Below are 14,512 nucleotides of genomic sequence, written 5' to 3' on the forward strand. Positions count from 1 at the left end.
GTGGCTGTGTTAGGTTTGATATATATTGTTTGAAGTAGTTAACACAGCCGAATTTGAATCACTTAGAATAATTAATGGCATAATTCATCGTACCTGTGGTGCATGATGTTGATAAACTTTCAACCCGTACGATTCGAGGAGACCGGTACATAAATGAAAATTAAGCAAACACATTTTTCCCATGCCTTGTTGGTTTTTGCTGGCTTGTTTGGATTGATTGCTGTTGGCATGTTTGCCCTGGGTCAAATGCTTCACATGGCTTTATTGGTGTCAGTGATATGGGTGGCCTTGAATGCCTGGTTATTGGGTTTTCAGTATGAAACCATCCGGGAAATGATGAGCAGCGCCATCAATCGGGCATTGCCGGCATTTTACATCTTCTTGTTGATAGGCTTGGTGATAGCCGCATTGATGAAAAGTGGCACTGTCGCAACGTTGATCTACTATGGTTTGGATTGGCTGTCTCCTCAGTTATTTTTACCTGTGGGTTTTGTCTTGTGTGCCATGATGTCATTGTTGACAGGGACATCTTGGGGCACAGTGGGAACCCTGGGAGTGGTTTTTATTGGCATAGGCACCGCCATGGAATTGCCTATGCATTGGGTTGCAGGAATGGTCATATCTGGCGCTACTTTTGGTGACAAAATGTCACCCATTTCAGACACCACCAACTTGGCTGCCATGAGTGCAGAAACTGATTTGTATGCTCACATCAGATCTATGTTGATGACTACTGTGCCCACTTTTATTTTGGTGCTCGTTATTTTTGCTGTGGTGGGTCTGAATTTCGCTGCTGTTGATGGTTCTGACAGTCAGGTTGAAAGCATTCAAATGGCATTGGCCAATACATTCAATTTAAACCCCTTACTGACGCTGTGGCCAGTGGTGGTGATGGCTGTGCTCAGTTATAAAAAGTTTGCACCAGAGATCAGTATGACGGCTTGTGTTTTAACAGCTGCTTTGATTGCTTTGTTTATTCAAGGCGAATCCGTCACTGGATTAACCCATGCATTGTTTTCAAACAGCAAGGCCGATACAGGCATTGCCAGTATTGATGATCTTCTGGGTCGTGGTGGTTTGTACAGCATGGCATGGACTTTGTTGTTAGCCATTATTGCCATTGCTTTGGGTGGCATCTTGCAAGGTGCTGGTTTTGTGCATGCCCTTTTGGGTGGGTTGGTCAAACGGGTTAAATCCACTGGAAGTTTGATTGCCACCACGATTGGCACTGGGTTTTTGACTGCAGCGGCACTCAGTGAAGCTTATATTGCTATTCTATTAAACAGTGAGCTGTACAAAAAAACATTCAAAGACCGTGGCATAGATGCATCGGTGTTGTCTCGATCGGTGGAAGAGGGTGTTACCTTATTGGTGGCCGTAATTCCATGGAGTGTGGCAGGTGCCTTCTACTCTGCCACATTGGGAATTTCAGTGATTGAATATGCGCCCTTTGCTTTATTTAATTTATTGAATCCGATCATTGCCATTGTGTTGGCTTATTTAGGAGTCGCCATAATAAAGTCGAAGTCTCAACAGTCATAGCTTGCTAGTTAAGCTGATACTGTTTGTTGGCTGATGCCAGTTTTTTATTCTGATTTTATTCCGGCTTGTCCCACATGCGCATCAAACCTTGTTGTGCAGTTGATGCCACTAAATTTCCCTTGATGTCAAACACATGGCCAGTGGCAAATCCCCTGGCTTCTGATGCACTTGGACTGTCACAGTCATAAAGCAGCCAATCATCAATTTGAAAGGGGCGATGGAACCACATGGCGTGATCCAGGCTGGCAAATTGTAATTTAGGGTCTAAATAGGACACGCCGTGGGGTAAAGTTGCGGTAGAAACCAAATGAAAATCAGATACGAATGTCAGTAAAGTGCGATGCATCGATTGGTCTGCTTCTAATGGGTATCGGGCTTTGAACCAAATCCTTTTAATGGGTTCCTTGGGTTCACTGTCAAATGGATCCACATCATCAACAAAGCGAAACTCAAATGGACCTTGGGTGGTTAATGTTCTTCTCATCCTTGGAGACAGGTGCTTGATCTTGTCTCCTGGTATCAAAGTTTTTTCAGTCAACTCGTCTGGCAGAGGTACTTTAGGTATGGCTTTCTGGTGTTCCATGCCTTTTTCGAACTTTTGAAATGAACAAGCCAAAATCAATATGGGCTTTCCATTTTGTATGGCTGATACTCGGCGATTACTGAAAGTGCGTCCATCTCTGGCACGTTCCACTTGGTAAACCACAGGTTTGTTACAGTCGCCCTCTCGCAAAAAATAGGCATGCAGTGAATGAACCTGATGTTCTTCGGTGGTTAAGTAGGCTGCTTTGAGTGCTTGTGACAGGGCTTGACCGCCAAAGATTCGTCCGGTGCCTATGTCTAAGGATTGGCCGCGAAACAAGTTGACTTCCAAGTGTTCAAGTTCAAAGTACTTTAATAATTTCTCTAATTCATTCATATTTTTGTGCGTTGCTGCCGATGTTAATCAGGCGTATATTTTTCATCACCAAATCCCATGGAAACAAGGGACCTGGGTCTATTTTTCTTCTGATTTGCAACTGCGGATTGTCAGTTGCTGCTATCTTTGTTTGATCCAAATCTTCATGTCCAGCAATGTGTTTAAGTGATGGAATGGCAGCCTGAAGGTAATTGATTAATTTAATCAGGCTATCAATCAGTGCATCAGGGTAGGTCTCTTCAGGTGACTGTTGGTTGCTGTCATGCCAATTGGGAAATCTGCCGGAATTAACCAATTCAATGCCAATGGATTGTTGGTTGTGACCTTTGACGTGGTGCGCGATTTTATTGGGTTTAACCCACTCTTGAACACTGCCATCCCGGTCAATATAATAATGGCCTGAATTGCCGGTTCCACTTGAATAATGTATGACTTCACCGTAATGCCGGGCCATTGTTAAATCGGGTAATTCAGTACAGTGAATCACCAATAATTCTATTTGTGCCAATTCGCGACCTGATAATTTGGATTCGTATGGCAACGGTTGTTTTTGAATGTGCAATTCGGCGCCTTAAAGTGAGATGAGGTCATCATAACAAATGAACCATTGTTTTTAAATCATTGGATCCATGCCCTGATTAAAATAATTCCATAATCTTGTTCATATTCCTGCTGATTTTTATGGTTGATTTGGGTATACTTATATTCACTTAAAAACTCGTTATTTGGTTTGCAATCAGATGTTAAACCCAGTAGAATCCGCCGGCTATGGCTAAATCACTACCAGATTCAATAGATTTAAACTCAGCTGTGAGAAAAGAATGGCAGTTGAAAGGAGAGTTGTTGCTTTCAGATTTAGATCGAATGCCTGCAGAATTAATACATTCTACAGACGCATTGGTTAAATATGAAATCTTATTCAGACAAGCCAAGTGCGGTCTGGGTGAAGCTATCATCCGAATTGAGTCAAATTTAGAATTGATATGTCAAAGAAGTTTAGAAGCTTTCGAGTTTTCTTTACAAACCAATAATGTAATTGGGTTTATCAGTAAAATGGAAGATGAAGCTGAGTTAGCAGCTGATGTTTCTCCCTCTTGGGTTGAGGGCGTTCAGGTTGATCCGAAAGCATTGTTAGAAGATGAAATATTGTTGTTACTTCCAGACATTCCAGTGAAACCTGGTGCGGAATTAGACAGTCAGTATATGGCAGATCATGAAAACGAAACGGTAGAAGAGGAAACTGAAAACCCTTTTGCTGTATTAAAAGATTTTAAGTAAAAGATTTAAAGTAATTTTGGAGAATCAAAATGGCAGTACAAAAAAGCCGTGTCACACCTTCTAGAAGAGGTATGAGACGTGGACACGACAAATTAAAAGCAAGTACTTTATCAATTGAAGCTGAAACAGGTGAAACTCATTTACGTCACCACGTCAGCCCAGAAGGTTTCTACCGTGGTAAAGAAGTGATTCAGTTTGAAGACAAAGAAACTGACACAGAAGCATAAAGTTCTGGTTCAGTAAACCGTTAAGGTTTGCTTAACTGTTGTAGAACAAGTTAATATGAATGGGTAAAGATTTCTTTGCCCATTTTTATTTGTAGCCTTATGAATGATAAAAAACCTGTGATTGCAATTGATTTGATGGGTGGTGATGACGATCCCCTGTCGCGCTTGCGTGCCATTAAGTCGTTTTTACTGAAAGAAAAATCATTTAAGATCAATTTGTTTGTCAATCAAGATTTTTATAAATACCAATCCAAGCACTTTGCCAATTTGCCTGCAAACATGGCAGTTATTCAATCTGAACATTCTATTTCAATGGATGAATCACCTTTGGTGGCTTTGCGTAAAAAACGCAACAGCAGCCTGTCAATGGCGATCAAGGCTGTGGCTGACAATCAAGCCGATGTGATATTGTCGGCGGGTAACAGCGGAGCTTTGGTGGCGTTTGCCAAGTATTGGCTGAAGCCCAATGCACCCATTGAACGTCCAGCGCTGGCCACAGTTTTACCTGGATTTCCTAAACCAACCTTGTTGTTAGACATCGGGGCAACATTAGAATACAGGGCCGAAGATTTATATGCTTTGGCTGAGCTTGGTGCCGAAATTGCGCCTCAATTATTGGCATGTGGCAACCATCCAGAAGTGGCCTTGTTAAATGTCGGTACTGAACACATCAAGGGACATGATACGGTACAACAGGCCGATCGATTGCTGCAAAATTCCGAGCTGAATTACCTGGGCTTCTGTGAAGGAACCCATTTGTTTAAAGGTTATGCTGATGTGATTTGTTGTGATGGCTTTGTCGGCAACATTGCATTAAAAGCCTGCGAGGGGTTGGCGCAACAGCTACAGCTAAAACAGCCCTTGAATTGGTGGCAGAAACTGTTCTGTCAATTTAATGATGTTAATTTTAATCCGGCCCAATATAATGGGGCATTGCTACTTGGTTTAGATGGCTTGGTTGTTAAAGCACATGGCAACAGTAATGAGTCAGACTTCCACCATGCATTAATCAGAACTGCTGAATACATCAAGAAAATTAATTAAGTCGAAGGAAATACAAACACATGAGAATTTATTCAAGAATCACAGGCACAGGCAGTCATTTACCTGCAAAAATAATGACCAATGCCGATTTGGAAAAAATTGTTGATACAGATGACCAATGGATTCAAGATCGAACTGGGATTAAACAAAGGCATGTCGCTGTAGAAGGTGAGACCACATCAACATTGGGTTTGGAGGCTGCAAAAAAGGCCCTTAAAGTGGCTGGTATAACCGCTGATGACATTGATTTATTGATTGTAGGTACCACCACGCCTGATTTGATTTTTCCCAGTACAGCTTGTTTGATTCAAAAGGGTTTGGGTTGCTCAGGCATCACTGCCATGGATGTCAATGCGGCTTGTAGTGGTTCGATTTATGCTTTAGGTGTGGCGGATAAATTCATTCAGTCCGGCCAACACAAAAGGGCCTTGGTGATTGGCGCTGAAACATTGACCCGCATGGTTGATTGGACTGATCGCACGACTTGTGTACTGTTTGGAGATGGTGCCAGTGCCATTGTATTAGAGGCCAGCGAAGAGCCAGGTATCTTATCCACTCATTTACATGCTGATGGGATGAATGATCATTTGTTGAATGCCACGGTAGGGGTTTCAACTGGATTGAAAAATGAACCCAATGGTGGTCTGAAAATACGCATGAAAGGCAGTGAAGTATTCAAAACGGCAGTGATGACTTTGGGGCGCATTGTTAAAGAAACTTTGAAAGCCAATGACATGAAAAAAACCGACATAGACTGGTTGATTCCGCATCAAGCCAATCTGAGGATAATCACTGCGACGGCAAAGAAACTCAGCATGAGTATGGATCAAGTAATAGTTACTGTGGACAAACACGGTAATACTTCGGCCGCTTCGGTCGGTTTGGCATTGGATGAAGCCATCAAAAGTGGAAAAGTGGCACGTGGAGACGTGTTGTTATTAGAGGCCTTTGGTGGTGGATTCACTTGGGGTTCTGCGCTCATTAAATACTGAAATAACATCAAATAAATAATGAATAAAATAGCTTTCGTATTCCCAGGTCAGGGTTCGCAATCTGTTGGTATGCTTGACGGGTTAACCGAATACACTGAAATTATAGATTGTTTTACAACAGCCAACGAGGTACTGGATGTTGACCTGTTGAAAATGGTCAATGAAGGGCCAGTCGATGAATTGAATCAAACCCAATGGACCCAGCCGGCATTGTTGGCGACTTCGGTAGGAATTTTTCGAGCCATTCGAGCCAGAAAAGAATTTGATATCAGTGTTTTGGCGGGTCATTCATTGGGTGAATATTCAGCCCTGGTTTGTGCGGGTTCTCTTTCTTTAGAAACTGCTTTGAAGTTGGTTCATAAACGTGGTTTGTATATGCAACAAGCCGTACCATCAGGCCAAGGCTCTATGGCAGCTGTTTTGGGTTTAGAGGCTGCTTTGGTTGAACAAGCCTGTCAGCAAGCTCAAGCTGAAATGTCCGGTAGTGTCAGTCCGGCCAATTATAATTCGCCTGAACAAATAGTGATTGCTGGATCTGTTGCAGAAGTCACCAGAGCCAGCGAATTATGTGTGGCTGCTGGCGCCAAAAAAGTCATGCCTCTGGCTGTGAGTGTGCCTTCTCACTGCGCGTTGATGAAATCCGCTGCAGATCGCTTGGCTGTTGATCTTGAGGCCATTGAATTGACCCAGCCAGAGCTTCCAATCTTACATAATGTTGATGTCAAGTCACACCAAGACCAGGCTGTGATAAAGCAGTTATTGGTACAACAGTTGTATTCACCTGTCAGGTGGACTCAGACCATGGAGGCGTTTCAAGCAATTGACATTGAAATGGTCGTTGAATGTGGGCCTGGAAAAGTCCTTTCTGGCTTGTTTAAGCGTTTTGATCGCAGTTTAAAAACAGTTCCTTTGCTGAATGCCAAAGGTATTGAATCAATCATCGAGGAATAACATGAATTTAAGTGGACAAACAGTTTTGGTTACCGGCGCGAGCCGTGGAATTGGTAAAGCAATTGCAACAACTTTGGCTCAAGCAGGTGCTGTGGTGGTGGGGACTGCCACTTCTGAAGGTGGTGCCCAATCCATATCCAACTACCTGGCAGAATTCAATGGCCATGGTTATGTATTGGATGTGGCCAACCAAGAAAGCATAGATGTCTTGTTGCAAAGCATGAAAGAAGGGGTGGGGCTTCCAACCATTTTAGTCAATAATGCAGGTATCACCAATGATAAGTTGTTGATGAGAATGGGCATTGATGACTGGGATCAGGTCATTAACACCAACCTTTCATCCATTTATAGAATGAGTAAAGCTTGCATCAGGGGCATGATGAAAGCAAAAACAGGCCGAATCATAAACATCGGTTCAGTGATTGGTGATATGGGGAATCCTGGGCAAAGTAATTATGCGGCTGCCAAAGCCGGTATCATCGGATTTTCAAAATCATTGGCCAAAGAAGTCGGCTCGAGAGGTATAACAGTGAATGTCATCGCCCCTGGTTATATTCAAACTGATATGACAGATGAATTAGATGAGGCACAAAAAGACAGTTTGATGGAGCAAGTACCATTGAAGCGACTGGGCAGTACACAAGACATTGCCAATGCCGTATTGTTTTTGGCTTCAGATTCTGGCGCGTACATCACAGGCGAAACATTACATGTCAATGGTGGTATGTATATGACTTAATTGTTTCTTAGATGCATGATTTTATGGCATGATATTAAACGGACGTTTGAAACAAATTAAAAACAAAAACTTGAATAACACATATCCGCCACAATTTAAGGGTGGAATATTTTATAAACCTTGCATACAATATGCTTTTTTACATAGGTAAACACTAAATGAGTGACGTAGAAAACAAAGTTAAAGAAATTGTTGTTGAACAATTGGACTTAGATGTTGAAGTTTCAGAATTAAGTAATTCGGCTTCATTTGTGGATGACTTAGGTGCTGACTCTTTGGATACAGTCGAGTTGGTCATGGCATTGGAAGAGGAGTTTGAGTGTGAAATTCCTGAAGAAGACGCTGAAAAAATCACCACAGTTCAACAAGCGATTGATTACGTGACTGAAAACGCCTGATCTTTTTGCTGAATGATTCATTGAAAAGCTGCGATTTAATCGTGGCTTTTCGAGTTTATACGGATTCAGTTTGAGTCGAGTAAACGGGGACAAATTATGACAAAACGCAGAGTAGTTGTCACTGGTATGGGAATCATATCGCCAGTGGGAAACACATTAAAACAAGCTTGGGACAATATCGTGAACGGGGTCAGCGGGATTGCACCCATCACTCATTTTGATACGACTAATTTTGCTGCAACGATTGCGGGTGAAATTAAAAATTTTGATGTCACTGATTACATTTCTTCAAAGGATGCCAAGAAAATGGATCCTTTTATCCATTATGCGATGGCAGCAGGTCAAGACGCGTTTGAAGATTCAGGTCTTGAAGTCACAGAAGAAAATGCTGAACGCATAGGCGTTTATGTAGGTGCAGGTATTGGTGGTATTTTGGGCATTCAAAATACCACTGAAACATGGATGACTAAAGGGCCTAGAAGAATTTCACCATTCTTTATTCCCAGCACCATTATCAACATGGCATCAGGCCACTTGAGTATTAAATATGGCTTGAAAGGACCCAATTTAGCCATGGTTTCTGCTTGTAGTTCAGCCACTCACAGTATAGGTATGGCTTTTCGCTCTATCGTTTATGGCGATGCCGATGTTATGGTATGTGGCGGTGCAGAACACGCTTCAACCCCAATTGCCATTGGTGGATTCTCACAATCTAAAGCACTGTCGACACGAAATGATGATCCGACTGCTGCCTCCAGACCTTGGGATGCTGAACGAGATGGCTTTGTCTTGGGGGATGGCGCTGGTGTGATGGTGATTGAAGAATATGAGCACGCTGTCAAACGGGGTGCCAAAATATACGCCGAATTATCAGGTTTTGGCATGAGTTCAGATGCACATCACATGACGGCCCCTTCTCCTGGTGGTGAAGGTGCTGCTCGCTGTATGGTCAATGCAATCAAAGATTCTGGGTTTAATAAAGAACAATTTGATTATGTCAATGCGCATGGAACATCTACACCGCAAGGTGACCAAGGGGAGAGTGATGCGGTCAAAGTGGCCTTTGGGGCCCATGCCCATAATTTGGCTGTTTCTTCAACCAAGTCGATGACGGGACATTTATTGGGAGCGGCTGGTGGTATTGAAGCCATTTTCAGTGCCATGGCCATCAAAGATCAAATCTTACCGCCAACCATCAATTTAACGCATCCAGACCCAGCCTGTGATTTGGATTATGTGCCAAACACAGCCAGAGAATCGAAAGTTGATGTGGTTATTTCAAATTCATTTGGTTTTGGCGGTACCAATGGTTCATTGGTATTCAATAAACTGAAATCAACATAAGCTGTGGATTGATTTGATCAGTCGTAAACTTTCAATTGAACCCGATTTATTGGCTTGTGCTACAAATGAATCGGGTTTTTTTCCTGCCTTATTAGAAAGCCAGTCATTAAACAATAAAATAGGTTGTTACGATATTTTGTTTGCAGCGCCGGCAACTGAACTTGTGGCTTATGATCAACAACAATTGAATCAGTTGTTGAACACCATAGATACCAACCCAAATCAAAACCCTGGTCTCAGTCCTTTTCAATATGGTTGGTTGGTGTATTTATCCTATGAGTCGGCTTATTTGATGGAGCCTAAGCTTACACATTTGATTACACAGACAGAGGAACCCTTGGCCATAGCCATATATTGTCAGGGCAGTTTGGTAAAAGACCACAGTAATGGGCAATGTTATTTATTTGCTGCGTCAGAGGAAGTGGCTGAACAAATTTTACATGAATTGGATTCAAAAAAACTTGAATTCAATCCTGTTGTGGAACTGAATGAAATTGAAGAAGAAGCAGGCCTTGAATTTGAACATGCAGTGCGGGCAGCACAAAAGTTAATTAAAGCTGGCGATATTTATCAGGCCAACTTGTCCAGACAATACATTTGTCATGCCAATGCGCCAATAAACCCAGTTGCCGTTTACGCCCAATTGAAAATCAGCAATCCTGCACCATTTGCTGTTTTGATGCGATGTAATCATTTTGCAGTTGTCAGTTCTTCGCCTGAAAGGCTGCTCAGCATTAAAGGTGGCCTGATTGAAACCAGGCCAATAGCTGGGACCCGGCCGCGTGGTATGGATAAAGCAGAAGATGATGCTTTGATAAAAGAATTGATTGATACGCCCAAAGAACGAGCCGAACACATCATGCTTATTGATTTAGAACGCAATGACATCGGTAAGGTTTGTGAAATTGGTTCAGTGGAAGTCGATGAATTAATGGCCGTTGAGACTTATCAACATGTGCATCATATTGTGTCGAATGTAAAAGGTCGATTGAGCGCTGGTGTTTCAGTGGTTGATGCAATCAAAGCTTTGTTTCCTGGTGGTACCATCACTGGATGTCCTAAAATCAGGTGTATGGAAGTCATTCATCAGATCGAAAACAGAAACAGAAGTGCCTACACAGGCAGCATTGGATACATTAACCACGATGGACAGGTCGACTTTAATATATTAATCAGAACTTTTTGTATCAATGGACAAAGCATAAAATTCAATGCCGGTGCAGGCATCGTTTTTGATTCAGATCCGGTTGCAGAATTGGCTGAGACCAGACACAAAGCCAAAGGCATGTTGAATGCATTGGTGCAACCATGATTGTAGCCGCTTCATTTGATGTCAATGAACCAGAAAACTGGAACAACCGAGCCCTTCAGTATGGAGATGGTGTGTTTGAAACCATGCGTTGCATGGGTGGTGAACTGCCATTGTGGTCTTTACACAAAAGACGATTGAAGCAAGGATTACAACGTTTGAATCTCAAACAACCAGATTTGAACGCTATATATTCATTGATCAGACAACAATGTATAAGTCGAAGTTACTCAGATTGTGTGGTGAAGTTGGTTGTCTTTCGGACATTCCAAGGGCGTTCCTACCAAGCCAAAATTAATGATGTTGAATGGTATGTGACCACAAACAAATGGGAGCAACAAACCAAAAAGCTCCATTACGTACTGGCTGTGGCAAAAGCCAGGCTCAGTAAACAGCCCGCTCTGGCTGGAATTAAGCATTTGAATCGCTTGGAACAAGTGTTGATTGCCAATGAACTTAATCAACTTCCAGGGGTTGATGATTTACTGGTTTTAGACCAAGCCAATCGGATCGTTGAAACCACACACCAAAACATCGTGTTGATTAAGGGTAGTCAACTATTTACTCCAAAACTTAAGCATTGTGGAGTGAAAGGGGTGGCTTTGAAGTGGTTAAAAAATAACTTTGATGTTAATGTAAAAGCCATTGATTTTACTCAAGTAAGCGACTTTGATGCGCTGATGGTTGGTAACTCAATCAGGGGATTTCGATTGGTCGCAGAGGTCATTGCTGTAGATTCATTTGTGACTTCTCATCCAGTTCACGATAAAATAACCCGTCTATGGGGTCAGATGTTTAATCAATGAAAAAAATCTTTATCTATATCTTCGTTCTGCTTTGCCTGATGTTAATGGCCTCTGGCGGTTATCTCTATGTGCAATATCAACATTTTTTATCACAGCCTGTGTTTGCTGAGGTGCCGACGACATTTGAGATTAAAAAAGGCAGTAGTTATGGTAATTTCGTGCAAAACATCAAGTCCAATCGTGGCATGGGGTCGGTTTTGAATTGGAAAATAATGGCCAGAATCAATCATTTAGAAAACAGCATCAAAGCCGGCGAATTTGAAGTAAATACACCTTTAACCCCCTTGGAGCTGGTGCAATATGTGGCACAAAACAACGTAAAAACTTACAGCATCACTTTAATCGAAGGTCATCATTGGGCCCAAATTAAACGACACTTGATTGACAGTCCAATTTCTAATGTTTTACTCGATTTGAGTGATGAACAATTGATTGATTTGCTGAACATTGAGGCCGGCCATTTGGAAGGACAGTTTTTGCCAGAGACCTATCAGTACGTCAAAGGCGATCAGGATATTGATATCCTTGAGCGTGCTCATCAAGCATTGCTTAAGGTGCTAGAAAAAACCTGGGAAGAAAGGGATCCCAGTATAGCGGTAAAATCACCCTATGAATTACTTGTACTGGCTTCCATCATAGAAAAAGAAACGGCTCAAAGCAGTGAAAGAGACATCATTTCAGGGGTGTTTAATCGCCGCTTAAAATTGGGTATGCGGTTACAAACTGATCCCACTGTCATCTATGGCGTTGGCGCATCATATGCTGGAGACATCACTTCGGCCCATTTACGAACAGATACGCCATATAACACTTACACGCGTGGAGGTTTACCACCAACACCTATTGCAATGGCCAGTGCAGCTTCCATCTTTGCAGCCGCTCATCCAAACAATGGCAAAGAACTGTATTTTGTAGCCAACAACAAAGGTGGACACACTTTCAGTGAAACTTATGAACAGCACAAGCAGGCCGTTCAGATTTACCTCAAGGGAAATTGATGAATTCAACAGCTCGTTTTATCACTTTGGAAGGCTCAGAAGGTGCGGGCAAAACAACCGCTTTAAAAGTCATTCATGATACTTTGAACGATTGGGGCGTGTCGTTCATCCAAACCAGAGAGCCTGGTGGAGAAAAAAATGCAGAAGCCATCAGGGATTTATTGTTGTATAGCGATCACTTAGACGCAAAAACAGAGTTGTTACTGATGTTCGCAGCACGCAATGAGCACGTGGTAAAAGTCATTAGACCCATGTTGGAAAAAAATATTTGGGTGGTGTCTGATCGATTTGTTGATGCCAGTTTCGCCTACCAAGGTTTGGGACGAGGTCTGCAATGGGAAACCATACAATATTTTGAATCATTGGTAGTTGGCGAAACCCAGCCAGATTTAACACTTTATCTCGATGTTGATCCTGAGACGGGGTTAGCAAGGGCGGCCAGTCGTTCAGAGAAGGACAGGATTGAGAAAGAAAGCCTAACATTTTTTAATAACATCAGGGCAGGGTATTTAAAACGCATGAGCGAAAACGCTAACAGAATGAAGAAAATTGATGCCAATCAAAGCATTGAATCAGTTACCAAACAGATTCAACAGGTACTCAATGACCAGCAAAAGGCCTTGTTGACATGACTCAGTATTGGTTAGCAAAGCACCTGCAACAATGGCGAGATTCTTTGTCATCTGATCGGAAACCTCAAGCCGTTATCTTGAGTGGTGCCCAAGGAATGGGTAAGTCACTGTTGTTGAATCAAATCACAGAAGATTTGTTGTGTAGAAAATCGACTCCGGCCTGTGGAACTTGCCAAAATTGTCGCTTAAATCAACAGGGCTTTCACCCAGATGTTGATCGATTGGTACCAGAAAACAATGTGATTAAAGTGAAAATGATCAGGTCATTGACTGATTTTTTTATCTCAACGCCGCATTGTTCTGATCATAAGTTGGCGATTATTGAAGGGGCACATTTGATGAATGCCGCCGCTGCCAATGCTTTGTTGAAAGTGCTTGAGGAACCACCTTCGAGAGGCTTGTTGTTTCTAATGACCGACAGCAAACACCGTTTGATGCCTACCATAAGAAGTCGATGCATCAATTTGGATGTCCACTTAAATCAGACAGAAAAACAGCAGCAGTTGCCTTGGCTGAAGAATCAGGGACCGTGGACTGAAGATCACATTTTGGATGCATTGATGTTGACAGATTGGCAGCCATTGTCGGCATTGGAACTTTTAAATTCAGCTGGGGTAGAGCGATTTAATCAATACCTGGACTTACTTTATAATGCGTCAACCCAACAACAATCAGTTACTGAAGTGGCCAAAGAATTGGCGGAAATTGATCAGGTACAAACATGGCAGCTGTTACACAGATACAACAGTCAGCTGATTAAATCGTTACTGAAACCGAAAAACACATCAATATCGGCCCAACATCCATTAAGTCAATTGATTAAGAAAAAGCCGAAAGTCCTTCATATTATTGTTAAATTTGCTGATATGATTAATTCGGTTATGATAAACTTTAATACTCAAATAAAAAAACAATTATTGATTGAATCTGTATTGATAGATTTAAAAAGTGAACTGAATCGCAGGAGTTAATTATGGCATTTGCAGGCAACATGGCAAAAAAAGGTATATTGTCCTTAAACATTCAGGGTGCTGCAGAACTTCATCAGTGTTATATGCCCTTTGTGACTAATGGCGGTTTATTTATAAAAACCACCAATAAATACAGTCTTGGCGATGATGTCTTTTTGATATTAACACTTGATGATGATGAAAGAATGCCTATCACAGGCAAAGTTATTTGGATCACGCCCAAAGGATCTCAGGGTGGGAAAAGCCAAGGCATCGGTGTTCAGTTTGCCGACAATACCGATATGGAAGTTGTCAAAACTAAAATTCAAAGTATCCTGGCGCCATATGCTGGCCAGGAAATCCCAACGTCTACCATGTAAACC

17 protein-coding genes are annotated in these 14,512 nt (G+C 42.1%); 15 read left to right on the forward strand and 2 right to left on the reverse strand.

Annotated elements, in window-relative coordinates; translation table 11 throughout:
• The first annotated feature begins 153 nt into the window (after positions 1-153).
• On the forward strand, positions 154-1,542 hold the full coding sequence (locus CCS90_RS13670; RefSeq protein WP_099020139.1) for a Na+/H+ antiporter NhaC family protein: 1,389 nt from the start codon (positions 154-156) through the stop codon (positions 1,540-1,542).
• Positions 1,543-1,597: 55 nt separating this feature from the next.
• On the opposite strand, the gene CCS90_RS13675 is transcribed toward CCS90_RS13670, so the two are convergent.
• Positions 1,598-2,461, reverse strand: a complete 864-nt coding sequence (locus tag CCS90_RS13675; protein WP_099020140.1) for an acyl-CoA thioesterase — start codon at positions 2,459-2,461, stop codon at positions 1,598-1,600.
• The gene (locus CCS90_RS13680; protein WP_099020141.1) at positions 2,454-3,023 is read right to left on the reverse strand and encodes an N-acetylmuramoyl-L-alanine amidase; all 570 of its coding nucleotides are present in this window, start codon (positions 3,021-3,023) and stop codon (positions 2,454-2,456) included. The genes CCS90_RS13675 and CCS90_RS13680 overlap by 8 nt, the downstream gene beginning before the upstream one ends.
• A gap of 206 nt (positions 3,024-3,229) precedes the next feature.
• On the opposite strand from CCS90_RS13680, the gene CCS90_RS13685 reads away from it, so the two are divergent.
• The 14 genes from CCS90_RS13685 to CCS90_RS13750 all read left to right on the forward strand — a co-directional run bounded on the left by CCS90_RS13685 (position 3,230) and on the right by CCS90_RS13750 (position 14,509).
• The gene (locus tag CCS90_RS13685) at positions 3,230-3,739 is read left to right on the forward strand and encodes a YceD family protein (protein ID WP_099020142.1); all 510 of its coding nucleotides are present in this window, start codon (positions 3,230-3,232) and stop codon (positions 3,737-3,739) included.
• 29 nt (positions 3,740-3,768) lie between these two features.
• The gene (rpmF, locus tag CCS90_RS13690; RefSeq protein WP_099020143.1) at positions 3,769-3,966 is read left to right on the forward strand and encodes a 50S ribosomal protein L32; all 198 of its coding nucleotides are present in this window, start codon (positions 3,769-3,771) and stop codon (positions 3,964-3,966) included.
• Positions 3,967-4,065: 99 nt separating this feature from the next.
• The gene (locus tag CCS90_RS13695) at positions 4,066-5,010 is read left to right on the forward strand and encodes a phosphate acyltransferase (protein ID WP_099020144.1); all 945 of its coding nucleotides are present in this window, start codon (positions 4,066-4,068) and stop codon (positions 5,008-5,010) included.
• 20 nt (positions 5,011-5,030) lie between these two features.
• The gene (locus CCS90_RS13700; RefSeq protein ID WP_099020145.1) at positions 5,031-6,002 is read left to right on the forward strand and encodes a beta-ketoacyl-ACP synthase III; all 972 of its coding nucleotides are present in this window, start codon (positions 5,031-5,033) and stop codon (positions 6,000-6,002) included.
• A gap of 18 nt (positions 6,003-6,020) precedes the next feature.
• Positions 6,021-6,953: an ACP S-malonyltransferase gene (gene fabD / locus CCS90_RS13705; protein ID WP_099020146.1), complete on the forward strand. Its 933-nt coding sequence runs from the start codon at positions 6,021-6,023 to the stop codon at positions 6,951-6,953.
• Position 6,954: 1 nt separating this feature from the next.
• Positions 6,955-7,692 carry a 3-oxoacyl-ACP reductase FabG gene (gene fabG / locus CCS90_RS13710; protein WP_099020147.1) on the forward strand — a complete coding sequence of 246 codons (738 nt, stop codon included), beginning with the start codon at positions 6,955-6,957 and terminating at the stop codon, positions 7,690-7,692.
• Positions 7,693-7,850: 158 nt separating this feature from the next.
• Positions 7,851-8,090: an acyl carrier protein gene (gene acpP, locus CCS90_RS13715; RefSeq protein ID WP_099020148.1), complete on the forward strand. Its 240-nt coding sequence runs from the start codon at positions 7,851-7,853 to the stop codon at positions 8,088-8,090.
• 96 nt (positions 8,091-8,186) lie between these two features.
• Positions 8,187-9,434, forward strand: a complete 1,248-nt coding sequence (fabF, locus tag CCS90_RS13720) for a beta-ketoacyl-ACP synthase II (protein WP_099020149.1) — start codon at positions 8,187-8,189, stop codon at positions 9,432-9,434.
• Positions 9,435-9,447: 13 nt separating this feature from the next.
• Positions 9,448-10,746 carry an aminodeoxychorismate synthase component I gene (locus CCS90_RS13725; protein WP_162846925.1) on the forward strand — a complete coding sequence of 433 codons (1,299 nt, stop codon included), beginning with the start codon at positions 9,448-9,450 and terminating at the stop codon, positions 10,744-10,746.
• Positions 10,743-11,549, forward strand: coding sequence for an aminodeoxychorismate lyase (gene pabC, locus CCS90_RS13730; protein ID WP_099020151.1), 807 nt, complete (start codon positions 10,743-10,745; stop codon positions 11,547-11,549). The genes CCS90_RS13725 and pabC overlap by 4 nt, the downstream gene beginning before the upstream one ends.
• A complete protein-coding gene (gene mltG, locus CCS90_RS13735; protein ID WP_099020152.1) occupies positions 11,546-12,547 on the forward strand; it encodes an endolytic transglycosylase MltG in 1,002 nt (333 codons plus the stop codon). The genes pabC and mltG overlap by 4 nt, the downstream gene beginning before the upstream one ends.
• On the forward strand, positions 12,547-13,179 hold the full coding sequence (gene tmk, locus CCS90_RS13740) for a dTMP kinase (protein ID WP_099020153.1): 633 nt from the start codon (positions 12,547-12,549) through the stop codon (positions 13,177-13,179). Before mltG ends, tmk begins: the two co-directional genes overlap by 1 nt.
• Positions 13,176-14,150, forward strand: a complete 975-nt coding sequence (locus tag CCS90_RS13745; protein ID WP_099020154.1) for a DNA polymerase III delta subunit-related protein — start codon at positions 13,176-13,178, stop codon at positions 14,148-14,150. Before tmk ends, CCS90_RS13745 begins: the two co-directional genes overlap by 4 nt.
• Before the next feature lie 2 nt (positions 14,151-14,152).
• Complete coding sequence (locus tag CCS90_RS13750) at positions 14,153-14,509, forward strand: PilZ domain-containing protein (RefSeq protein WP_099020155.1); 357 nt, start codon at positions 14,153-14,155, stop codon at positions 14,507-14,509.
• Positions 14,510-14,512 lie beyond the last annotated feature (3 nt).

The organism is Marinicella litoralis, assembly GCF_002591915.1.
GTDB lineage: Bacteria > Pseudomonadota > Gammaproteobacteria > Xanthomonadales > Marinicellaceae > Marinicella > Marinicella litoralis.